The organism is Paenarthrobacter sp. UW852, assembly GCF_024608385.1.
In the GTDB taxonomy this organism is placed as follows: domain Bacteria; phylum Actinomycetota; class Actinomycetes; order Actinomycetales; family Micrococcaceae; genus Arthrobacter.
Map to the genome: position 1 here is coordinate 303,995 of NZ_JAMSGY010000003.1, position 21,897 is coordinate 325,891.

Below are 21,897 nucleotides of genomic sequence, written 5' to 3' on the forward strand. Positions count from 1 at the left end.
AACACCCCTTGTTTACAAGGCGTTAACATGAAACGCTTGACTCAGACGACCAAGGGGGCCCATGCGGGCCCCTTTCCTTTGGAGCCTCTCGTGAATGTTTTCACAAAAGGGGGCCCTACTAGTTCTCACGAATGGAGTGACTGATCAGCATGGATTGGCGTAATCGCGCAGCCTGCCTCGACAAGGACCCGGAGCTCTTCTTCCCAGTCGGCAATACCGGACCAGCACTTCTCCAGATAGAAGAAGCCAAAAGCGTTTGCCGTCGTTGCCCGGTGGTTGATACCTGCCTGCAGTGGGCCTTGGAATCCGGACAGGACGCCGGCGTCTGGGGCGGCATGAGCGAAGACGAGCGCCGCGCCCTCAAGCGCCGGGCAGCTCGCGCACGTCGCGCTTCCTAGACATAGAACCCAGCAAGAAGGCCGCGGACCCCAGGGGTCCGCGGCCTTCTGTTTTAGCGCGCTGCGACTTTAACGCGCTGCGACGCTTTCAGCCCAGCTGGGCCGCTACGTCTCCCACGGGTCCGGGTTACTCAAGCCCGGGTTTACTCGGGTTGGTGCCCTCCGGGCCCTAGGACCGGGCAAGGTTCAGGACGATTTCGACGGCGGTCCCGCCGCCTTCACGCGGCCTCCACTGGATCGATCCCCCGAGCTCACTGGTCACCAGCGTGCGGACAATCTGAAGGCCCAGGCCCTCTGTGTACTGCCCGTCCGGCAATCCAACGCCATCATCTGCGATGGTGACCGTCAGGAATTCGTCGTTCCCGTCCCCGTCGGCCCTGTCCGCCAACAACCATACGGTTCCAGTCCGCCCCTCGAGCCCGTGCTCCACGGCATTGGTGACGAGTTCGTTGATGACCAAAGCCAACGGAGTGGCGAAGTCGCTGGGCAATTCACCGAACAGCCCGGAACGCTCTGTGCGTACCTGCTGGGAGGGGGAGGCAACCTCGGCCGACAACCGGAACTGCCGTCCAATGAGCTCATCGAAGTCGACGCTCTGCGTCAAACCCTGCGAAAGTGTCTCGTGGACCAGTGCAATGGTGGCTACGCGCCGCATGGCCTGTTCCAGGCCCTGCTTGGCTTCGTCACTGACCATACGGCGGGACTGCATGCGCAGCAGCGCAGCCACAGTCTGCAGGTTGTTCTTCACCCGGTGGTGTATCTCCCGGATGGTGGCATCCTTGGTAACGAGTTCCATCTCCCGCCGGCGAAGTTCGGAAACGTCACGGCAGAGAACGAGGGCACCGAATCGATGCTGCTCGTCGCGCAAGGGAATGGCCCGAAGAGACAGGCTCACGCCCCGGGACTCGATTTCACTGCGCCATGGCATCCGGCCCGTAACCACCAATGGCAGGGTTTCGTCCACCATGCGGCGATCTTTCAGCAGACCGGCAGTCACTTCGGCGAGCGAGCGTCCCTCCAGCGATTCGACTTCGCCGAGACGGCGGAAGGCGGACACTCCGTTGGGACTGGCATACTGCACGACTCCGTCGGCATCGAGACGGATAAGCCCGTCACCAACACGGGGCGCCCCTCGGCGGGATCCCGTCGGTGAGGCAAAGTCGGGCCATAACCCGAGCGTTCCCATCCGTAGGAGGTCGTACGCGCACTGGCGATAGGTCAGTTCCAGCCGGGACGGCATCCGCGAACTGGACAGGTCCATGTGCGAAGTGACAACGGCCAGTGTGCGGCCGTTGCGCACCATGGGAACTGCTTCCACGCGCAAAGCCATCTCACTGCTCCAGCTGGTTTCACTGGACCGTTCGATCGATCGGCTGTTCCACGCCTTGTCCACCAATGGGCGGAGGTCCGAGCGGATGCCCTCACCCACGAAGTCCGCATGGAACACCGTATGCGATGTCGACGGACGTACGTGGGCGAGGGCGATATAGCCGAGCTCCGGGTGCGGGAACCACAACGCAAGGTCCGCGAAAGCCAGGTCGGCGACCATCTGCCAGTCACCGACGAGGAGGTGCAGCCATTCGGCATCTCCAGGCCCGAAATCAGCGTGTTCCCTGATGGGGTCTGTAAAGATTGCCACTGCACCTCCATTTGCGACGCCGGGACTTGCTCCTAGCGTCGAACGATTGACCTCAAGAGCCTTAATGCTACCGACAGTGACGCCATGTCGTCGGCTTCGAGTGCGTTGACCTCATCGAACATGGTCTTGGCCCGGCCGAGCTGCTCGGCATTCTGCCCCTCCCATGCCCTCAGGCGATCCTCCGCCGAGGTGCCGGACTCAGTCGACTCAAGTACCGACGTCGTCATGTCTGCCACCGTCGAATAAAGGTCATCCCTGAGTGCAGCGCGGGCCAACGCCTGCCAGCGGTCGTCTCGTGGGAGCGAACTGATTCGCTCCAGCAGTGAATCGACGTGGAAGCGGTTGAACACCGTGTAGTAGACGTGGGCGACGTCCTCGACCGTGTCGTTTCCGGTCCGGGCGATCCGGGCAATATCCAGAAGGGCATAGCTCTCAAACAGCTCCGCCCACCTGTGTGCCAGATGATCCGGCAGTTCCCAACCGCGTGCCTTCTCCAACCAGCCGGTGATGCGGACCTTATCCTCGCCCCGCAAGTAGTCCAGCAGCTTTGCACGCAGCGGAGCCAGCATCGGCTTGAACGATTCCACGACCTCGGAAATCGGCTGGGACGCCATGCCTTGACCCAACACCCACCGCACTGCGCGGTCGAGCAACCTGCGGATGTCCAGGTGTACTTCGCTCCAGTGTTCTGTAGGGAAGGACGCCGGAAGCGCATTCAGTTCATCGACCATGGGGTCGAGGTCGTAGATTTCGCGCAGGGCGACGAAAGCCTTGGCGACTGCGACTTCATTTGCCGACGTCTCTTCCATGGCCCGGAACGCGAAGGTGATGCCGCCCAGGTTGATGATGTCATTGGCGACCACAGTGGCGATGATTTCGCGCCGCAGCGGATGGGTGTCCAATTCGGCGTCGAACTTCTCGCGCAATTGCTTGGGGAAGTAGTTGCGGATGGTGTCCGCGAACCACGGATCATCGGCAAGGTTGCTGTCGCGGAGGGCTGCGCCGAGCTCGATCTTCGCGTAGGCCGCCAGGACAGCCAGTTCCGGAGACGTCAGGCCCTGGCCCTGTTCCAACCTCGCACGCAGGGTGTCGGTAGTCGGCAGCGCTTCAAGGTCGCGCTTGAGGTCTGCGGACTTCTCCAGCCAATCCATCAGGCGCTCGTAGCTCGGGCTCCAATCGGCAACCCGGGTCCTGTCGTTGAGGAGCAGGATGTTCTGGTCGATGTTGTCCTGCAGGACCAGCCGTCCCACTTCATCGGTCATATCGGCCAGGAACGATGCCCTGTCCGCGGCTTCCAGCTTGCCTGCCGCGACCATCCTGTCAACGAAGATTTTGATGTTGACCTCGTGGTCGGAGCAGTCCACGCCGGCAGAGTTGTCGATCGCATCCGTATTAAGGATGACCCCCTGCAGAGCAGCCTCGATGCGTCCACGCTGGGTCAGACCCAGGTTTCCACCCTCGCCCACCACCTTGACCCGCAGGTCGCGGCCATCGACGCGAATGGCATCGTTTGCCTTGTCCCCCACCGCGGCATGCGTCTCGGTACTGGCCTTGACGTAGGTACCGATGCCGCCATTGTAGAGAAGGTCGGCCGGCGCCAGCAGGATCGCGCGGAGGAGTTCCGGCGGGCTGAGCTGGGTTGTGCCGTCGGGCAGTCCCAGCGCCTTGCGGACCTGGTCCGAGACCGGAATGGTCTTTGCCTGGCGCGCGTACACGCCACCGCCTTCGCTGATGACGGAGCGGTCATAGTCATCCCAGGACGACCTGGGCAATTCGAACAGCCGCTGCCTTTCGGCGAAGGACGCCGCCGCATCGGGAGTCGGATCCAGGAAGATGTGGCGGTGGTCAAAGGCTGCCAGCAGTCTGATGTGCCGGGAAAGCAGCATGCCATTGCCAAAGACATCGCCTGACATGTCGCCCACGCCGACAACCGTGAATTCTTCGGATTGGGTGTCGAGATCCAACTCGCTGAAGTGCCTCTTGACGGATTCCCAGGCTCCGCGTGCCGTGATGCCCATGGCCTTGTGGTCGTAGCCGACCGAACCGCCGGAGGCAAAGGCGTCGCCGAGCCAGAACCCGTATTCGGCAGCCAGCCCGTTGGCGGTATCCGAGAACGTTGCCGTGCCCTTGTCAGCTGCCACCACCAAGTAGGAGTCGTCGCCGTCATGCCGGACAACGTCCGACGGCGGCACCAGCCTCTCGCCGTCCGCTGAGGTGACGAGGTTGTCAGTGATGTCCAGCAATCCCCGGATAAAGGTCTTGTAGCTTTCGATTCCTTCGGCCATCCAGGCGGCCCGGTCGACGGCAGGGTTAGGAAGCTTTTTGGCAAAGAAGCCGCCCTTGGCTCCCGTGGGAACAATCACCGCGTTCTTTACCGTCTGGGCCTTAACAAGGCCCAGGATCTCAGTGCGGAAATCCTCCCGCCGATCCGACCAGCGAAGACCACCTCTGGCCACCTTTCCAAAGCGGAGGTGCACACCTTCCACCCTCGGGGAGTAAACCCAGATCTCGAACATGGGGCGCGGGAAAGGAAGACCATCAATCGAGGTCGGATCCAGCTTGAAGCTGACGTAGTCCTTGTTTTGGAAGTAGTTGGTCCGCAGCGTCGACTCGATAAGGTTCACGAAAGTCCGCAGGACGCGGTCGGCATCCAAGGTGGCTACTTGCTCAATGGATTCCGCGAGTGCATCCCGGGCAGCAGCCTGTCGGTCAGCCCGGAGGTCCTCGGGAACCGCGGGATCGAAGCGCGCCGAGAAGAGTTCGTTGAGGCCTCGGGCAACGTCCGGGTTCCCGAGGAGTGTGTCAGCTATGAAACCGAAGGAGTTGGTGTTGCCCATTTGCCGCATGTACTTGGCGTACGCGCGCAGCACCACAACCTGCCGCCAGTGCATACCTTCACGGAGGACCAATTTGTCGAAGTTGTCCGACTCCACAGCCCCGGTCACCGCTGCCCCAAACGAATCGCCCAGCAGGTCACCCGTGGTCAGGGGATCAACCCCGGCAGGGTACTTAAGACCAAGGTCGTAGAGGAAGAAGTCCCGGTTGTCTGCGGTTTCAATCTCAAAGGGGCGCTCGTCGAGGACTTCGAGGCCGAGGTTATGGAAGTAGGGAAGGATCTGGCTAAGGCTCTTGGGTTCCATCAGGTAGAGCTTGACGCGTGCGTCCTCTTCCAACGCCTCACCCGCGCCCTCCGGAAGGTATACATGCACCCCCGGCTTGACCTGCTGGGTGGATGCCCCCGCCCTTTCCGCTTCGGCACCGTACTTCTCGAATCGCTCGATATCTTCCAGGGCATCTTCGACTTCGTAATCCACGCGGTAACCGGCCGGGAATGCCTCAGCCCACAGAGCCGACAGGACATCGGCTTCTGCTGTTGGACGGTTCTCCCGCAGGACTTCTGCGATACCTTCGCTCCACGACCTCGATGCCCGCATCAGGCGATGTTCGAGCTCTTCCACATTAACCTCGGCAAGCTCCGCGGCCCGGGGCAACCGGATCCTGAAGAAGACACGGGCCAAAGCCGACTCGGTAATCCGGGCCTCGTAGTCAATACTCTCGGCCTGGAAGGTCTCACGGAGTTCCTGCTCGATCCGGAGCCGGACGCTGGTGGTGTAGCGATCGCGGGGCAAGTAGACCACGGCTGACATGAATCGACCGTAAATGTCGGGCCTAAGGAACAGCTTGGTGCGCCGGCGTTCCTGCAGACGCTGGATACCCGTGGCCGTGGCAGCCAGGTCAGCTACCTCGATCTGGAACAGCTCATCGCGGGGATACGTCTCGAGGATGCCGAGCAGGTCCTTGCCGGAGTGGGAGTCGATCGGGAATCCGGCGTTACGCAGGACTGCATCCACTTTGTCCCGCACAATCGGTATGCTGCGCACGGATCCGGTGTAGGCACTGGTCGCGAAAAGCCCGATGAAGCGCCGTTCACCGTTGACATTGCCCAGCGCATCAAAGCTTTTGACACCGATGTAGTCGAGGTAAGCAGGCCGGTGCACGGTAGAGCGCGAGTTGGCCTTGGTAATGACCAGGGCGCGCTTCTCCCTGGCACGCTTTCGTCCGGCATCAGTCAGGTGCTGGACCTGGCGGGTGGAGTCTCCGGCACGGAGCAAGCCGAGGCCGCTGTCTTCCCGCAGTTGCAGGACGTCTTCGCCGTCTTCATTGACGAGGTCGTACTCCCGGTACCCCAGGAAAGTGAAGTTTCCGTTATCCAGCCATCGCAGGAGGTCTTGGGCCTGCCGTAGTTCGGCAACCTGTTCCGGGTGGGAGACGCCTCCCAGCGCTTCAGCCAGTTCGAGTGCCTTGCTGCGCATTTTCGGCCAGTCTTCGACGGCTGCCCTGACGTCGCCCAGTACGCGTTGCAGGCCGGTGACGAGCTCTTCGCGGACTTCATCGCTCACGCGGTCAATCTCGACAGCAATCCACGATTCCATGTGTGACGCGTTGTCACCGTCACCGAGGAGATGAGCCACGCTTGGCAGTGCTGCTGTATCGCCGCTGGAGATACCCACATTGGACGGGACCCTGGAGATCTTGGCCAGTTCCCCGGACGTCCGATCGCGCGACACCACGAACAGAGGGTGCATTACGAGTCGGATGGCGCAGTTCTGGCGAACGAGCTCAGCATTGACCGAGTCAACGAGGAAGGGCATGTCGTCGGTGACGATGTAGACGACGCTTCGGTCGGATTCGGCGGAGACTTCCACCACGGCATTGCCCGGTCGGCGGGACTGGGCAACAGTCCTGTGATGGGAAGCCCGCGACATCAACAGCTCAGGCGAGTATGCGCGGGAATCCTCCTCTGCGAGATGCTCATAGTAGTCACCGAAGAACCCTTCACGGACAACTGCTGCATCGGACCGATCCTCCACGCTGGATCCTGACGACATCGACAAACGCCTCCATCACAAGTTGATTGCTGCGACTCTGCAGCCCACATGGTGAGCCTATCGCTTATAAAAGCGAAGGGCTCTGGTTGATCGACCCAAAGAATTGCGTTTTTGCTGGCCAGGCGCACAAACGAGTTGGGCTAGGGCATGACGGAGTGGTGAGTCCGGGGCAGCTTCGAGCAAGACCGCACCAGTCAGCAGGGCCAACTCGCAGGCAGCAGGATCCGAGGGAAGGTACGCGTCGATGGCCCGGCCGGGTCCGAACCGTTCCCACGCCTCTTCCAGTTGCCGCCTGGGCGAATGGCCCACGGTGGATTGCTTGACCTTGTTCAGCACCACACGGGGCAATGCCTCCGGAACGACTGATGCAAGATCAGCCAAGCCGCGAATCAGGCGCGGTATCCCAATGGGATCCGCCGCTCCAACAGCAAGCACCAGGTCAGCCATCTCCAGGCTGCGGAGGGTTGCCGCGTTGCGCCTCGGAGTCATGGTGTCAAAGGTGAGTTCCTCATCCGACTCAAGACAGAATCCCGTGTCCACGACCACAAATTCCGCCGCGTGACGGGCCAGCTCAAGAACCGTGGAAAGCGCCGCTGCCCTGAGCTCAGTCCAACGGTCCGCACGCGTGGTTCCGGTGAGCACGCGGAAAGCGCCTCCTTTGGTAAATACGAAGGAAGCCGCTGACTCCAAAGCCCTGTCATCGAGCAAGCCCTGATCAGCCAGCCTGCACGCCTGCGCCAGACCTGCCGACTCTTCCAGCAGGCCAAGAACCGCTGAAACGCTGGCGCCATAGCTGTCAGCATCGACCAGGATCACTGATTTGCCGTCTGCGGCGAGTTCCGCCGCGATGTTGACCGCTACCAGGGTCCTGCCGGGTGCACCTGTCGGACCCCAGACGGCGATAATCTCACCTTTTCCGCGCGCCCCTTCCTCCACATCTGCCGGCGCCGGCACCCCGGTCAATTCTGCGGCCGGATCCGAGAATGCGCTGCCGTACCCGTAATGGGCTCCAGCAATTGACGCAACACGTCCTACTGCTTCAGAGATATGGTCGGCGAGGGCGGACGGATTGATGCCGGGTGCGGCGGCGACAACGCCGATTGACTGGAGTCGTCGGGATTCCTCGGGATCGTCAGTGAGGGCTACTACCGAGACCCCCACGGCACCAAGGCGGTCAACGAGGGTTGCGGTCAGCTCCCGGCAGCCTTCGGCAACGACGGCGGCCATAGCCAGCCCGCTTTGGCATGCGGCAATCAGTTCTGCAAGCTCGGAGCAACGCCGGACAACCGTTACCGGTCCGTGCAGGCGCTCAAGCCCACCCACGACGTCCTCTTCAGCTGTGCCAACGGTTACGACGGGAATACTCACCGGGCCAAGCCCGCCGGGTTCCACACAACGGACACCTTGGCATCATTGGCCTGCGCACCCAACAGCTTGGGCATTTGTTCATCGGTCACCAGCACCAGTACAACTTTTGTCTTCGAAGCCCCCAAGGTAGTGGCACCTTCCGACACCTGTGCGATTTCCGCGCCCGGCAACAACAATTCAGGTTCTTCGAATGACCTGTCGGTTCCGGGCATCGCAACCCACACATCCACCCGCGCCCCAGGTACGGCCTGCTCGGGCAGTTCTTCATCCACCGATATGGCAACCGGCTTACGATTCAGAAGGTCGGCCGTACCCAGGCTGTCCTGCGGAATCAATTGATTCTTCGCTACCCTCTGTACAGCGACCCTGTCGGAAGGTAAGCCGCTTTCGACGGTAACGTAGCTCGATTCGATGGCATCCAAACGCACGTTGACGATGGAAAAGTCGGCTTCGGTAATCCGCTGGCCAATTGCGATATCCTCCCGGGCGGCATATACCTGAGTCGTCTTGTCAGCCGCGCCCACGAGCGCGACAACGCCGGCAATGGACAGGAGTACCAGAAGAACCCCGACAAGCAGTCGAGGGTCCTTCCACGAGGGCTTCCTCAAGCGCGCGGCCGCCGCCACTGCATTTGGACCCATTTTCCAGCTCCCCCTACGAGTTTGGGCATGTCCTATGGACTTGCCTCCCATTCTTGCCCGGGGCGGGCGGCGGCCCCAAAGCGAACGACCCCAAATAGCCCGAAACTGTGGATAACTACCCCAAACAGCACCACCGATGGCAAAATGGAGCCATGCCCCGATTCCTGACTCTGGCGGATGTCGCCGAACAACTCCAAATAAACTCCCCCCAGGCTTACGCGTTAGTGCGCAGCGGGGAACTGAAGGCCATACAGGTGGGAGGGCGCGGACAATGGCGCATCGAGGAAGCGATGCTGGAGCAGTACATCCAGGACCGATATGCAGAAACCAGCCGAATGATCGAAGAGTCCAGGTCCAAAACCGCCCAGCGTTAGAACTCCTGGCCACCCGGAGAGCTGATGGCCGTGAACGCGACAAAGGGAACGGTCACAACCGCCGCAACGCTTCCGGCGCGCCTCTCCTCACCCTGCGGCACGACGGCCAAGTCAAAGTGGTCGCTCCCAACCCTGTCGATAACCCCATCGAGCTTATGGCCGCCGCCATTCCGGACAGCCAGGTAGACGACGAGGGGGATGCGGCCCCTGGACAGGGCCCGCAACGCCGAAGCGATTCCCAATGAACGTTGAACACGGGATGCTTCCTTGACTGCCAGCCTCCCAAGCCCCTGGTAGGACAGCACGGATCCATGTGGGATCAACCATTGCCGCGCCCCCTCAGTGAGCACAATCCACTCACTGCCGACGTGGCTTAGCCCGCCTTGGAGCACGCTGCCATCCATCAGCATGACCTTGATGCCTGAGCCAACCACGCCGCGGAGCCGGTCACTGAGTTCGATGCCACCGAGTTCAACCCTGGCCCGTTCCGTTATCTCCGATTCATCACGGAGCGCGCGTTCGGCCGAAAATTGTGCTTCCAAATCGCTGAAAAGAGAGTCCCATCTCATGTGGCCAGACTAGGCTGCACTAGGAAGGCGGGACAATTCACCGCTTTCTGGTGACAAGGATTGGACAATCGCCGACAAAACCCATCAGAATGGGTCAAAGACGATCAAACGACATCAAACTAGGCTTTGGGGGCTTGGCATGGCGCGAACACTACGCGAAGACCTGGTCCTTGCTGCTTCGTTACTCGGGCTTGGTTTGCTTTTGGCGTTCACCGGCACCGTCTTGATGGGCCAATGGTTGGCTGCCGAACATCATCATCAACAGTCCTCCCTTGACCACCTTTTGGGAACCTCCGCCAGCATCGTTGGCAGCTCCATTGCGACGTGGTGGACCGCCTCATGTTTCCTTGCCTTCCTGGCCACCGCGATGCAGCGCAGAGGCCGGACTAAGGCCGCCCGTACCATTTCCAAGTTCAGCCCCGGTTTTATGCTGCGCCTTGCTGCAGCCGTACTCGGCCTGAACCTGCTGGCCTCCGGCGCCGCGCAAGCAGCAACACAACCCGAACCTGGGTGGCACGCCACAGACACGGTGACCACCGATTCCACCGGAGCATCGTGGACCCCGACATCGCACAGCACGCCGAAGGTTGGCGCTCCAGCGCCTGTCGAAACAGGTTCGGCAAGGGTCGAGGCCATTAGTCCGGGATGGAAACCCGAACACCCCGTTGTTGATCCCGGGCTCCTCAGCCGGACCGCGTCCCGGCAGGCCACGTCTCCCGGGAAAGCAGACGTCATCGTGCAACCCGGAGACTCGCTGTGGTCCATCGCGGCGTCACGGCTCGGGCCCTTCGCCACCGACGTAGACATCGCCCTGTCCTGGCCCAAATGGTACGACGCGAATCGCTCCACGATTGGTGCCGACCCGACCCTGCTGCAGCCAGGCCAGGTCCTCCAGCCTCCACCCCCCGGCTAGCCCGGAATCCGCGGTCCCGAAGGTCCGACTGCGAGCCCACTCAGGGGCTCCAACAGCATCCCGACTCCCATCCATCGTCATCCCAGCAGAAGCCACCCAGGCAACGGCGACCCCACGCCCGAGCCCATGTTGTGAATGCATGAGGTATGACCATGACCGTTACGACTCCGAGCAGGCCGGCAAGCCGTCAAGGCAGAAGTGGGACCGGCGTCGTCCGCAGCTCCAACAGCGCGGACGTCGACGTTCGACTCGTTGCGAGGAGCATTGCGCAGGCAGCTTTGGAGGTTCTCGCAGGGACGCGGCCCCTCCAGCAACTCTCACATTCCCTTGATGCCGAGTGTTACCTCTCCTTGCAGCACCGGGCGGCTCTCACCCGAAAACATGCCGCCAGGGTCCGCGGCAGCCAGCAGCCCCACAGCAGTCCGATGGTCCGATCCGTTCGGACATGCTCCATCTCCGAGTCCATCTGTGAGGCCAGCATCGTGGTGGCGGAAGAGCAACGCTGCCGCGCGGTAGCCATGAGGCTCGAACGCCTGGATGGTGTATGGCAGGTTACTGCGCTCGAAATTGGCTGACAGCGTACCCATCGCAAGGCGGGACCAATGAATAAAGGCGAACCCCGGACCTTAGGTCCGGGGTTCGCCCTTTAGACTCGCAGCTACCGAGGGTCAGCGGCGCTTCTTCTTCGCAGATTTGCGTGGCTCCTGGCCAGCCGCCTTGGCGGGATTGCCGGAACGGCCTGACGCGCGGCCCTCCACCCGGGTCTGGGTTGCTCCGTCCTCGCCAGGTGCGGTGTACTGCAACTGCGCCGGCTTCTCCGGTGCCTGCAGGCCTGCCGCCCGGATTTGCGGATCGTGGTGCTCTGTATGCGTGCCAGTGGCAGTATCGTCGGCGACCACTACGTCCTCGGCGGGCGTCACTTCGACTTCAAGGTTGTACAGGAACCCGATGCTCTCTTCGCGAATGGCTTCCATCATGCTTTGGAACATGACGAAACCTTCCCGTTGGTACTCGACCAGGGGATCGCGCTGGGCCATGGCCCGGAGCCCGATTCCTTCCTTGAGGTAATCCATCTCGTAGAGGTGTTCCTGCCACTTTCGTCCCAGGACTGACAGGACCACACGGCGTTCAAGCTCGCGCATGCTCTCCGATCCGATGGCTTCTTCGCGGGCCTGGTACACGAGCCGGGCGTCGGAGAGGATCTCATCCTTCAGGAACTCTGCCGTGACGCGTGACTTGCCGCCGGCCTCCTCGATGATGTCTTCGGGTGTAACCGTGGCCGGGTAGAGCGTCTTCAGGTTCGTCCACAACTGGTTGAAGTCCCAATCGTCGCCGGTTCCTTCGGCGGTTGCTGCCTCGATCAGTGCATTGATGGTGTCCTCGAGGAAGTACTGGACCTTTTCGTGAAGGTCGTCGCCTTCGAGGATCCTGCGACGGTCACCATAGATGGCTTCGCGCTGGCGGTTGAGGACATCATCGTATTTGAGGACGTTCTTGCGCTGTTCCGCGTTGCGAGCCTCCACCTGGCCCTGGGCCGAGGCAATTGCGCGGGACACCAGCTTGGACTCGAGCGCTACGTCATCAGGTACTGAACTGTTCATCAGCCGTTCGGCGGCGCCGGAGTTGAACAACCTCATGAGGTCATCAGTCAGCGAAAGGTAGAAGCGGGATTCGCCGGGGTCGCCCTGACGGCCTGAGCGTCCGCGCAGCTGGTTATCGATACGGCGTGATTCGTGGCGTTCGGTACCCAGGACGTACAAACCACCGAGGTTCAGGACTTCTTCATGCTCGTCCTTGACGGCCTGCTTGGCTGCGGCCAGCGCTTCGGGCCACGCGGCTTCGTATTCTTCGGAGTTCTCTTCGGGATCGAGACCACGCTTGGCCAGTTCGGCGATGGCGGTAAACTCCGCATTGCCGCCGAGCATGATGTCAGTACCACGGCCAGCCATGTTGGTGGCAACGGTTACCGCACCCTTACGGCCCGCTTGGGCCACGATGGAGGCTTCGCGTGCGTGGTTTTTCGCGTTGAGGACTTCGTGGCGGATGCCTTCCTTTGCCAGGAGCTTCGAGAGGTATTCGCTCTTTTCAACGCTGGTGGTTCCAACGAGTACCGGCTGCCCGTTTTCGTGGCGTTCGGCAATGTCAGCGACCACTGCATCAAACTTGACGACCTCGTTCTTGTACACGAGGTCTGACTGGTCGATACGTTGCATATCCCGGTTGGTGGGGATGGGAACGACGCCAAGCTTGTAGGTGCTCATGAATTCCGCGGCCTCGGTTTCGGCCGTACCGGTCATGCCGGAGAGCTTGGAATACATGCGGAAGTAGTTCTGCAAGGTCACTGTGGCGAGAGTCTGGTTCTCGGCCTTGATCTCGACATTTTCCTTGGCTTCAATGGCCTGGTGCATGCCTTCGTTGTAGCGGCGTCCAGCCAGGATGCGCCCGGTGTGCTCGTCGACAATCAGGACCTCACCGTCGAGGATGACGTAGTCCTTATCCCGCTTGAACAATTCCTTCGCCTTGATGGCGTTGTTGAGGAAGCCGATGAGGGGCGTGTTGGCAGATTCGTACAGGTTTTGGATTCCGAGATAGTCCTCAACCTTTTCGATGCCGGCTTCCAGCACGCCGACGGTCCGCTTCTTCTCGTCCACTTCGTAGTCGACCTCAGGCTGAAGCCGCGTAACAACCTTCGCGAATTCGCTGTACCACCGGTTGGTGTCGCCCTGCGCCGGTCCCGAGATGATCAAGGGTGTCCTCGCCTCGTCGATGAGGATGGAGTCAACCTCATCGACGATCGCGAAGTTGTGGCCGCGCTGAACGAGTTCACTGGCATCCCAGGCCATGTTGTCGCGCAGGTAGTCGAAGCCGAACTCGTTGTTGGTGCCGTAAGTAATGTCGGCAGCGTACTGTTCACGGCGCACCGCTGGGTCCTGGTTGGACAGGATGCAACCACTGGTGAGGCCAAGGAACCTGTAGACGCGTCCCATGAGTTCGGACTGGTATTCGGCAAGGTAATCGTTCACCGTGACAACGTGGACGCCTTTGCCGGTCAGGGCGTTGAGGTAGGCCGGTGCGGTGGCAACAAGGGTTTTACCTTCACCGGTTTTCATTTCGGCGATGTTGCCCAAATGCAAGGCGGCCCCGCCCATCAGCTGCACATCGAAGTGCCGCATTCCCAGGGTCCGTGATGACGCCTCGCGAACGGCGGCAAAGGCTTCGGGCAGCAGTGCCTCAAGGGTCTCGCCGTCTTGGTGGCGGGCGCGGAGGCGATCCGTTTCCTCACGGAGTTCAGCGTCCGTGAAGGACTTGAAAGAGTCTTCCAGGGCATTGATGGAATCGGCATAGTTCCGCAGTTGCTTGAGTGTCTTTTTGTCACCCGTGCGGAGAAGTTTTTCGATTAGTGATGCCACGTGAAATTGCTCCCAGTCTCATGCTGCCGAATTCTGGCTGTTTCAGTCTACGGGAGAGACCAACGCCACGTTGCCGGGTTCACCTGTGAGCGGACTGCTCGGCTGGGCCGGGCCGGCACTATCGACACTGAGGACTGCCACCTCACTGGCCAGGCTGGCTGCAAGGTCACCAACGGGCCAAACCACCACTTCGTCCAAGCCGAGCCATCGGGCCATCAGGCAGAGCTCTGCGGCCAGTTCGACGGCGGTATCCGCCGGTGCGTCGGCCTCACCGAACGCCGAGCGCACCAGCAACTGGCCGGAGGCCCTATCCGCCTTCAGGTCCACCCGCGCCACAATGCTTTCGCCCAGGAGGAACGGCAGAACGTAGTAGCCGAATCGTCGTTTGGCAGCCGGGGTGTAGATCTCAATCCGATAGTGGAAGCCGAAGAGCTCTTCCAGGCGTCGACGTTCAAAGACCAATGAGTCAAAAGGACTGAGCAAAGCACGCCCTTCCGCTTTTCGCGGCAATTTTGCCTCGACGTGCTTGAAGGTTTCCCGGTCCCAGCCGCGGACGGAGACAGGTTCCAGCCGCCCTGATTTCACTAAACGCCGGACCGATTCCGCTCCCGCCTTCACCGGTGTACGGAAATAGTCCGAGAAGCACCGCACCGTGCCAATGCCATGGGCTTGGGCGGCGGCCTCGATCAGTCGGTCCAAGGATGCTTCGGGATCAAGGACCGGCGGAGCCAGGTCCGGAACGACCCGGGTGGTGAGGGTGTATTTCCGCTCGAATTGCTGGGTCCTTGTAGCCGCGGAAACCCTTCCTTCTTCAAAGAGGTGCTCAAGCACGCGTTTGACCATGTTCCAGTTCCAACCCCATTGGTCTCGCGAAGCATCGTGGACATGCCCGAGCTTCGCAGTCAGTTCGGACGCGGTCATTGGACGCCCTGAGGCGAGGGCCGAGAGAATGCGGTCTTCCATACCCTGACGTTCCAAGGGATCCAGGGTGTGCGCGCCCACCCAAGCGCGCTTTTGCCACAGCAGGAGGTCGTGGAAGTGCTCCGGCCGGATAAAGCTTGCCTCGTGCGCCCAATACTCCATCATCTTGCGCGGCTTCCGGCCAGCCATGACATGCAGAATGTCGGGGTCGTAGTTACCCAACCGGGAAAAGAACGGAAGGTAGTGGCTGCGTGACACTACGTTCACGGAATCGATCTGGACCAACTGGAGCCGGGCAAAGGTCCGGCCCACCGCCCGTGCTGTGACGGGGCCGGTAGGCCGGACCTTTGCCAAACCCTGAGCTGCCAATGCGATCCGCCGTGCCTGTGAGAGGCTCAGCGAAGCGGTCATTGAAGTCCCTTCATGCAGGAGTTGACGACTTACTTTGCCGTAGCGGCCTGGTCATCGGAGCGATAGGCGTGGATCTTCTCTTCCACTGCCTCCTCACCCGGTTCGCACGTCGAATCAAGGGTAATCACACCATAAGTCCAGCCACTGCGCCGGTAAACGACCGAGGGCGCGTTGGTTTCCTTGTCCAGGAACAGATAGAAGTTGTGTCCCACCAGTTCCATGCTGTCCACAGCGTCGTCGAGTGTCAGCGACGCTGCGGGAAATACCTTGCGGCGGATCAGGACGGGTGAATCGCCCGCCGGGATGTCGTTCTCAATCTCGTAGGGAGAACGCTCATCGGTCTGTGGCTCGGAGTCCTGGTGATTGCTTGCCTCGACGTAGAGCGGCTCGCTGGTGCTGGCCGGCTCCAACGTTGCCGTGGCCTCCCGGACGGCCTTGGGCGTGTGGCGGCCGTGGTGGACCTTCTTGCGGTCCCTCGCACGGCGGAGCCGCTCCAGCAGCTTGTTGTACGCAAGATCGAAGGCAGCGAATTTGTCAGCGGCTGTGGCCTCGGCACGGATAACGGGGCCTCGGCCCAGGACTGTCACTTCGACGGTGAGCTGGCCCGGCGTCTGCCGGGGATTGGTTTCCTTGGAAACCTTGGCGTCTACTCGCTGGACCTTATCCCCCAGCGATTCAATCTTCGAGATTTTTTCGCCGGCGTATTCGCGAAAGCGGTCAGAAACTGTCAGATTTCGTCCGCTGATCATGAACTCCATGGTGCCCTCCAAATAACTCGGTGACACGACAACGACTCTGTTGGGGGCTGGTCTGACGGACAGTCGAGCCCCTTTCCGAGCCGCTATCGACAGGTACATCTGTTCTTGGTACCCACAACCGACGTTAGTTCATCGTCACGTGTTATTCATCCTTTGGCCGTTTATTTTTTGATTTTGTCTTATCAACTGCCATGGGGTCGTCTGCGATCACTACGGAGGCGTAGGCTGGTGGCCTCGTGGCCGCGAGAACAACAGCGCCGCAAACCACGCCTCCGGCCGCGGTGACGGCCCGCGCAGCCTCGGCCAGGGTGGCGCCCGTAGTGAGCACGTCGTCGATCAGTATGCATCGGGCACCATTGAGCTCCTTGCGCCAGCGGCTCCGCACACGCATGGAGCCGCGGACCCTGCTGACCCTCCCGCCCCGCCCCAGCCCCTTTTGCCCGCCCCGATCCTGGCCGGCGTCGCCACCCAGCACGGAGTTGGCAAGCCAAATGGCAAGATCGCGGGGTGCGAATTGGCCCAGCCCGTGGCGGAACGGACGGGCGGTCTTCACCAGCGCATCCAATGCACGGCCTTGCGGGTGTGTCCTCCGGAGCCGCATCCAGAAGAGCAGGAGGTGCACAGGGCTGAATCCGCGCTTCGCGAACGCCGTTGTACTGGTTGGTACCGGGACGAGGCGATAGCCTTCCAAGCCACCTGCGGCAGAGTCCACGGCCTTGCTCAGGCAGTTCGCCAGCACTCCGGCCAACTTCCATTGGCCATGGTGTTTAAACGAGAGCAGGCATTGCGCCAGTTCATCGCGGTACGGCCCCGCAGCCACCACACCGATCTTCGCCGTACCGTCGAACTCGACCAGGGCGGGCGCCTCCTGCTCCGCCCGAAAGGGCTGCCTGCAGAGTTGCCGGACCCGCTTGGCGCAAGTTCGACACAGGACGGTGTCTTCGGCATTGCAGCAGACACATTCAACAGGGATCAGCAGGGCCAACAATTCAGCCGCGGTTCTTTGGAGCGCGGAAAGGATCCTGCCCATGGGTTGCCTGTCCGGTCCGCGACGCCGTGCGGGACCGCTGGCTGTGGCTTCGAGGTCAGGGTCCTCGCGGCGACGGGGGCGGGCGGCTTTTGCGGCGGGAGGAAACGAAGTCATTCCATCAGCCTGTGCCAGTGCACTACTGCACGGAAGGACTTCGTAGCCCTATGTGGACAGAGGCCCCATGTGGACAAAGGGCCGTGATAGCGGCCTGACGAAGACGTCAGCCGGGAAACGCGGGTTCTGTAGGTCCTTTGAGCTGGAGTTCCCAGCCGTTGCCGACCCGCTGGAAGATCCCCGCCTCTGACTGACCATAGATCTGCTCGGATCCGTTGCCGGCACTGAGGCTGGTCAGTCCGTCCCAGGGTGCGAGCTGCTGGGGTTCCCCTGAGGCCAAACTGAGCAACTCCGGAACAACCGTGGACGTCGCGGAGCCGGACATCACGGCTACCGTTGACCCGTTAATCCACACACCCTGGTTTGCATTGCCGGTGCTAAGGAGGGTGACGGGAGTTGTGAGGTCCTTGGGCACGCCGTCAGGAGTACGGACTATTCCGGTGATCTGGACCGCGGATTTGCCGTTGGCCTCCGAAATGACCAGGGCCCGCGTCCCTTCCCTGGACACCCGGAAATCCTTCACGGTCCGGCCCGAGAGCCAGGACGGGGTGATCGTGACGGCAGGCACGGTGGTGCCCGGTGGAACTCCGGTGGGTTTGTACGCCACCACTTCGGCAGCGCCGTTGGCACCGGGCCCCGCGGTCCAAACCCAATCCTGTGGGCTGAACGATGGCCCGGTCAGTGTGCTCCTGGTGGTGAGTTGTCGCGCGGGCTGGCCTGGTTCGATGGAGTACAGGGTGGTCCTGTCACCGTTGAGGAAGGCGGCCGTCTGGGACACTGGCGACTCCGCGGGAGCATGCGGCCCCAAGCCCGCAACGGATTGGATGTCCGGGAGCGGGGAAACCCTGTTGTTCTCGTACCGCACCAGGTCACCATTGTTCACGGCGATCTGGTGTGCAGGAACATTTTTGTCCAGCACGGGCGGCAGCACCGTTCCGTTGTCCTCGACCCGGACCAGGTCCTGGTCTGCCCGAAGTTGGACGTTGATGACATCAGGCTGGCTCCTGAAGGTCAGGGCCAGTTGGTTTTGCATCCTCTGGCGATCCTCCGCGGAGGCATCAAACAGTTCCTTCGCCGACAGGTCCACCTGCGCAGCACCTGAGACCACGGGCACGGATTCGCGGGCAAGTTTCATCCCCGATGGGAAAGCACTGACCACAGCGCCCCGAAGGTAGGGTGCCGGGCCGGCCAACAAGGCGCTGGTCATCGATTTGACGGTGTTCTTCTTGATGAACCACCGATAGTCAGGGACCGCGTAGGTGAAGGTCGGGTCGTAGAAGTAGATGGGGTTTGCCCCATAAATGACCTTGAACGTTTCTTCCGGAATAGCCGTGCCGTCCGGGACCTTTGAAATGCGCCACTCCCCCTCTACCTGCTCCAAGGTCAGGGGGATGGTCTCCTTGGTTCCCGGTGGGAACTGGGTGGCAACGCCGTCAGCGTCCACGGAGTAGGCAAGATCAAGTTCGTAGACGTATTCGTTTTCCGCGGCAGCCTTGACCACGTGCGCCGCACGGAAAACGAGGGCCTTCTTGTCAGGCTTCCAGGTCACCGACTGCGCCTGTGTCAGGTACTGGCGGGCAACAGGGTAATCGTCCTCATAGCCGCTGCCGGCCATGTAGAAGTCCTCAATGATGGTTTCCGGGCTGGAACCGGACCGCGGAGCGGCAGGAAAGAATACCGGCGCATTCGGATTGCCTGCACCTTCATCCTTGCTCTTGCCAACTGGTCCTGATCGGGGAATTTGCGCGCAGGAGGTGAGCAGGAGCATCAGCACGGCCAGAATGACGGCTGCGGCCTTGGAGCGGGCAAAACGCGTTCTCGTCACGGGGCCTCTCCCGTTCCGCTGCCTGTTTGCGGATTCCGGTCAGCATCTGAAGCGGTCTGACCGGGATTGCCCGTGGATCCCGTACCAAGCACCAGCATGTGGCGTTCGTTTGCCGATCCGGGGAATTCGATGTCCGCAGGTTCCAGAAGCAACGGCGACTTTACGATGGTGCCGCCTTGGCGCAGCGGCAGCGTCAGGCGGAAATTGGATCCCGATCCCTTACGGCCCCAGGCCTGCAGCCATCCGTTGTGCAGTTTGGTGTCCTCGGCAGCGATTGACAGGCCAAGGCCGCTCCCTCCAGTGGTTCGGGCACGGGCCGGATCTGCCCGCCAAAAACGGTCGAATACCCTCGCTGCCTCTGCCTGGCTCATGCCGATGCCGTGATCCCTGACGGACACGGCCACAGCATCATGGTTTGCTGCCACCGAAACATGGATGGGCCTGCCTTCACCATGTTCGAGTGCATTGAGCAGCAAGTTGCGCAGGATCCGATCGATTCTCCGGGAGTCCATTTCCACCACAATGCTCTTCTGGCGGGCGCTCAGCCGGACTTCCGAGCCATACTCCTCGGCCACGGGCGCCGCACCGTCAATGACGTGGGAAATCACCTGGAAGATGTCCTGGGGCTCGGCGTCAAGGACGGCGGCGCCGGCGTCGAACCGGGAAATCTCAAGCAGGTCCGACAGCAACGACTGGAAACGCTCAACCTGGTGATAGAGCAGCTCCGCAGACCTTTTGTTCATGGGATCGAACTCGTCACGGGCATCGAAAAGGACCTCTGCGGCCATGCGCACGGTGGTCAGCGGGGTGCGGAGCTCGTGGGAGACATCGGAGACGAAGCGCTGCTGCATCTGGGACAGCGTCGCCAGCTGGGTGATCTGTTCCTGGAGGCTTGCAGCCATGTGGTTGAACGAGGCACCCAATCGTGCCACCTCGTCTTCGCCCTTGACTACCATGCGTTCCTGCAGCTGCCCGGCGGCTAGCTTCTCCGAGACCACTGCAGCGTGGCTCACGGGACTGACGACATTCCGGGTGACGTACCAGGCAATGGCACCAATCATGAGAACCAGTGCGGCGCCACCGGCCCAAAGGACGTTCTGGATCTCATTGAGGGTTTGCTGGGCCGTGTTGAGGTCATAGATCAGGTACAGCTCATAGGCCGTGCCGTTGAACGTCACCAGGTTTCCGACCGCGATGCCGGGCCGGTCCTCGTTGCCCACGGGGAACTGCGTGGAGGCCCAGAACTGCTGCTTCCCGCCTTCCTGGACGGCCTTGCGCAACTCCGGCGGAATGACCCGGACCGTCAATTGGTCCGAGGCCCTCGACTCGACCCAGCGGTTTCGCGGCTTGGTCTGTTCGGGTTTGGCTTCGAAGACGTATCGCCGTTGAATGACCGATCCACGGCCTTCCACCGCAGTGAGGGTGTCATAAACCAAGGTGATGACGCTCGACTGGTCGGTGACCTGGGCGCCGTCGAACGTGTCCTGGACCTGTTTGACGTTGTAGCGTGACTCGGACTCCGCTTGGGCGAGTCGTTCCTGGAACAGGTTGTTGGCGATTTGGTTGGAAAGGTACGCACCCACGATGGCGAACGATGTCACGGCCAGGAGCAACGTGGTGAGGACCGTTCGGAATTCCAGTGAACGGCGCCAGCGGCGCAGTAAGGACTTCCACAGGAAGCGCAGGCCAGGCCGGATGTGCCTGATGCCGGTGACGACCAGCCGCGACACCCTCAGGACAAGGATCAGGGCCCGACGCGTCCAGATCCGGGTACGGGTCAGGAACCACGAGAGGTCCCGTGCCGGAGGCGGGGACGATTCTGCCGGCTTTGGGGTGGCCGAAGTATCCGGCGTCGGTTGTTCGACGCCGGCTGTTTCGGAAACCTCGGGGGCAGCATCCCCTTTTGCCGCGCCGGCCTCGCCGGCTGCGGACTCAGGAACCTGCTTTATATCCGACACCACGCACCGTCAAGACAACCTCTGGCGCTTCCGGGTCGCGTTCAATCTTTGAGCGCAAACGCTGGACGTGGACGTTGACCAACCGCGTGTCCGCGGCATGCCGATACCCCCACACCTGCTCGAGGAGGAGCTCGCGCGTAAAGACCTGCCACGGCTTCCGGGCGAGGGCCACAAGAAGGTCGAATTCGAGGGGCGTCAGCGAAATGCGCTCCCCGCCACGGGTCACCAAGTGCCCTGCGACGTCGATCGTGACGTCCGCAATACGCAGCGTTTCGGGGGCCTTCTGTTCGCCCGGACGCAGGCGCGCACGAACACGCGCCACCAGTTCGGCGGGCTTGAAGGGCTTGGGCACGTAGTCGTCGGCACCGGACTCGAGGCCACGGACCACATCGGACGTATCGGACTTCGCCGTGAGCATCACGATGGGAACATCTGACTCGCCACGGATTTGGCGGCACACTTCAATGCCGTCCGAGCCCGGGAGCATGAGGTCCAGCAGCACGAGGTCGGGCTTCGAGGAACGGAAGATTTCCAAGGCCTGTCCGCCATCCGCGCAGAAGACGGGCTCGAAGCCGTCATTGCGCAAGACGATACCAATCATCTCCGCGAGTGCTTCGTCGTCGTCCACTACCAGAATGCGTGCCTTCATAGTTATATATTCCCTTATCGCCAAGTCTTT

16 protein-coding genes are annotated in these 21,897 nt (G+C 61.6%); 4 read left to right on the forward strand and 12 right to left on the reverse strand.

Translation table 11 applies throughout. From position 1 onward, the window contains the following. Positions 1-149 precede the first annotated feature (149 nt). Positions 150-398 carry a WhiB family transcriptional regulator gene (locus tag NEK97_RS07575; protein ID WP_003804966.1) on the forward strand — a complete coding sequence of 83 codons (249 nt, stop codon included), beginning with the start codon at positions 150-152 and terminating at the stop codon, positions 396-398. 169 nt (positions 399-567) lie between these two features. On the opposite strand, the gene NEK97_RS07580 is transcribed toward NEK97_RS07575, so the two are convergent. From NEK97_RS07580 to NEK97_RS07595, 4 genes are read right to left on the reverse strand one after another with little or no spacing between them, the layout of a single operon-like run. Continuing rightward, a complete protein-coding gene (locus tag NEK97_RS07580) occupies positions 568-2,037 on the reverse strand; it encodes a sensor histidine kinase (protein ID WP_257369195.1) in 1,470 nt (489 codons plus the stop codon). Positions 2,038-2,069: 32 nt separating this feature from the next. After that, positions 2,070-6,926 (reverse strand): NAD-glutamate dehydrogenase, encoded by a 4,857-nt coding sequence (locus NEK97_RS07585; RefSeq protein WP_257369196.1) that lies wholly within the window; start codon positions 6,924-6,926, stop codon positions 2,070-2,072. A 57-nt stretch (positions 6,927-6,983) separates the two neighbouring features. After that, complete coding sequence (locus tag NEK97_RS07590; protein WP_257369197.1) at positions 6,984-8,294, reverse strand: CpaE family protein; 1,311 nt, start codon at positions 8,292-8,294, stop codon at positions 6,984-6,986. Next, the gene (locus NEK97_RS07595) at positions 8,291-8,935 is read right to left on the reverse strand and encodes an SAF domain-containing protein (protein WP_257369198.1); all 645 of its coding nucleotides are present in this window, start codon (positions 8,933-8,935) and stop codon (positions 8,291-8,293) included. The genes NEK97_RS07590 and NEK97_RS07595 overlap by 4 nt, the downstream gene beginning before the upstream one ends. Positions 8,936-9,087: 152 nt before the next feature. On the opposite strand from NEK97_RS07595, the gene NEK97_RS07600 reads away from it, so the two are divergent. Further along, positions 9,088-9,309 carry a helix-turn-helix domain-containing protein gene (locus NEK97_RS07600; RefSeq protein WP_257369199.1) on the forward strand — a complete coding sequence of 74 codons (222 nt, stop codon included), beginning with the start codon at positions 9,088-9,090 and terminating at the stop codon, positions 9,307-9,309. Here the strand turns inward: NEK97_RS07600 and NEK97_RS07605 are convergent. Then, positions 9,306-9,878 (reverse strand): hypothetical protein, encoded by a 573-nt coding sequence (locus NEK97_RS07605; RefSeq protein ID WP_257369200.1) that lies wholly within the window; start codon positions 9,876-9,878, stop codon positions 9,306-9,308. The genes NEK97_RS07600 and NEK97_RS07605 overlap by 4 nt on opposite strands. Positions 9,879-10,017: 139 nt before the next feature. On the opposite strand from NEK97_RS07605, the gene NEK97_RS07610 reads away from it, so the two are divergent. Beyond that, positions 10,018-10,791, forward strand: coding sequence for a LysM peptidoglycan-binding domain-containing protein (locus NEK97_RS07610; RefSeq protein WP_257369201.1), 774 nt, complete (start codon positions 10,018-10,020; stop codon positions 10,789-10,791). Positions 10,792-10,943: 152 nt separating this feature from the next. Then, a complete protein-coding gene (locus NEK97_RS07615; RefSeq protein ID WP_257369202.1) occupies positions 10,944-11,366 on the forward strand; it encodes an Rv3235 family protein in 423 nt (140 codons plus the stop codon). 93 nt (positions 11,367-11,459) lie between these two features. Here NEK97_RS07615 and secA read toward each other — a convergent pair whose 3' ends face one another. The 7 genes from secA to mtrA form a co-directional block, all read right to left on the reverse strand. Beyond that, positions 11,460-14,201 (reverse strand): preprotein translocase subunit SecA, encoded by a 2,742-nt coding sequence (gene secA, locus NEK97_RS07620; protein ID WP_257369203.1) that lies wholly within the window; start codon positions 14,199-14,201, stop codon positions 11,460-11,462. A gap of 42 nt (positions 14,202-14,243) precedes the next feature. After that, positions 14,244-15,533 (reverse strand): winged helix-turn-helix domain-containing protein, encoded by a 1,290-nt coding sequence (locus NEK97_RS07625; RefSeq protein ID WP_257369204.1) that lies wholly within the window; start codon positions 15,531-15,533, stop codon positions 14,244-14,246. 29 nt (positions 15,534-15,562) lie between these two features. Next, complete coding sequence (hpf, locus tag NEK97_RS07630; RefSeq protein WP_257369297.1) at positions 15,563-16,291, reverse strand: ribosome hibernation-promoting factor, HPF/YfiA family; 729 nt, start codon at positions 16,289-16,291, stop codon at positions 15,563-15,565. Between the two features lie 142 nt (positions 16,292-16,433). Beyond that, positions 16,434-17,435: a ComF family protein gene (locus tag NEK97_RS07635; protein WP_257369205.1), complete on the reverse strand. Its 1,002-nt coding sequence runs from the start codon at positions 17,433-17,435 to the stop codon at positions 16,434-16,436. Positions 17,436-17,541: 106 nt separating this feature from the next. After that, positions 17,542-19,260: an LpqB family beta-propeller domain-containing protein gene (locus NEK97_RS07640; protein ID WP_257369206.1), complete on the reverse strand. Its 1,719-nt coding sequence runs from the start codon at positions 19,258-19,260 to the stop codon at positions 17,542-17,544. Next, the gene (mtrB, locus tag NEK97_RS07645) at positions 19,257-21,041 is read right to left on the reverse strand and encodes an MtrAB system histidine kinase MtrB (protein ID WP_255774221.1); all 1,785 of its coding nucleotides are present in this window, start codon (positions 21,039-21,041) and stop codon (positions 19,257-19,259) included. Before mtrB ends, NEK97_RS07640 begins: the two co-directional genes overlap by 4 nt. A gap of 151 nt (positions 21,042-21,192) precedes the next feature. Further along, positions 21,193-21,867 carry an MtrAB system response regulator MtrA gene (mtrA, locus tag NEK97_RS07650; RefSeq protein WP_211714198.1) on the reverse strand — a complete coding sequence of 225 codons (675 nt, stop codon included), beginning with the start codon at positions 21,865-21,867 and terminating at the stop codon, positions 21,193-21,195. Positions 21,868-21,897 lie beyond the last annotated feature (30 nt).

Excerpts from the sequence above, each read along its gene's own strand:
- NEK97_RS07575 (WP_003804966.1), top strand. The coding sequence starts at position 150 with ATGGATTGGCGTAATCGCGCAGCCTGCCTCGACAAGGACCCGGAGCTC.
- NEK97_RS07585 (WP_257369196.1), bottom strand. The coding sequence starts at position 6,926 with ATGTCGTCAGGATCCAGCGTGGAGGATCGGTCCGATGCAGCAGTTGTC.
- NEK97_RS07595 (WP_257369198.1), bottom strand. The coding sequence starts at position 8,935 with ATGGGTCCAAATGCAGTGGCGGCGGCCGCGCGCTTGAGGAAGCCCTCG.
- NEK97_RS07600 (WP_257369199.1), top strand. The coding sequence starts at position 9,088 with ATGCCCCGATTCCTGACTCTGGCGGATGTCGCCGAACAACTCCAAATA.
- NEK97_RS07605 (WP_257369200.1), bottom strand. The coding sequence starts at position 9,878 with ATGAGATGGGACTCTCTTTTCAGCGATTTGGAAGCACAATTTTCGGCC.
- NEK97_RS07610 (WP_257369201.1), top strand. The coding sequence starts at position 10,018 with ATGGCGCGAACACTACGCGAAGACCTGGTCCTTGCTGCTTCGTTACTC.
- NEK97_RS07615 (WP_257369202.1), top strand. The coding sequence starts at position 10,944 with ATGACCGTTACGACTCCGAGCAGGCCGGCAAGCCGTCAAGGCAGAAGT.
- NEK97_RS07625 (WP_257369204.1), bottom strand. The coding sequence starts at position 15,533 with ATGACCGCTTCGCTGAGCCTCTCACAGGCACGGCGGATCGCATTGGCA.
- hpf (WP_257369297.1), bottom strand. The coding sequence starts at position 16,291 with ATGGAGTTCATGATCAGCGGACGAAATCTGACAGTTTCTGACCGCTTT.
- NEK97_RS07635 (WP_257369205.1), bottom strand. The coding sequence starts at position 17,435 with ATGACTTCGTTTCCTCCCGCCGCAAAAGCCGCCCGCCCCCGTCGCCGC.
- mtrA (WP_211714198.1), bottom strand. The coding sequence starts at position 21,867 with ATGAAGGCACGCATTCTGGTAGTGGACGACGACGAAGCACTCGCGGAG.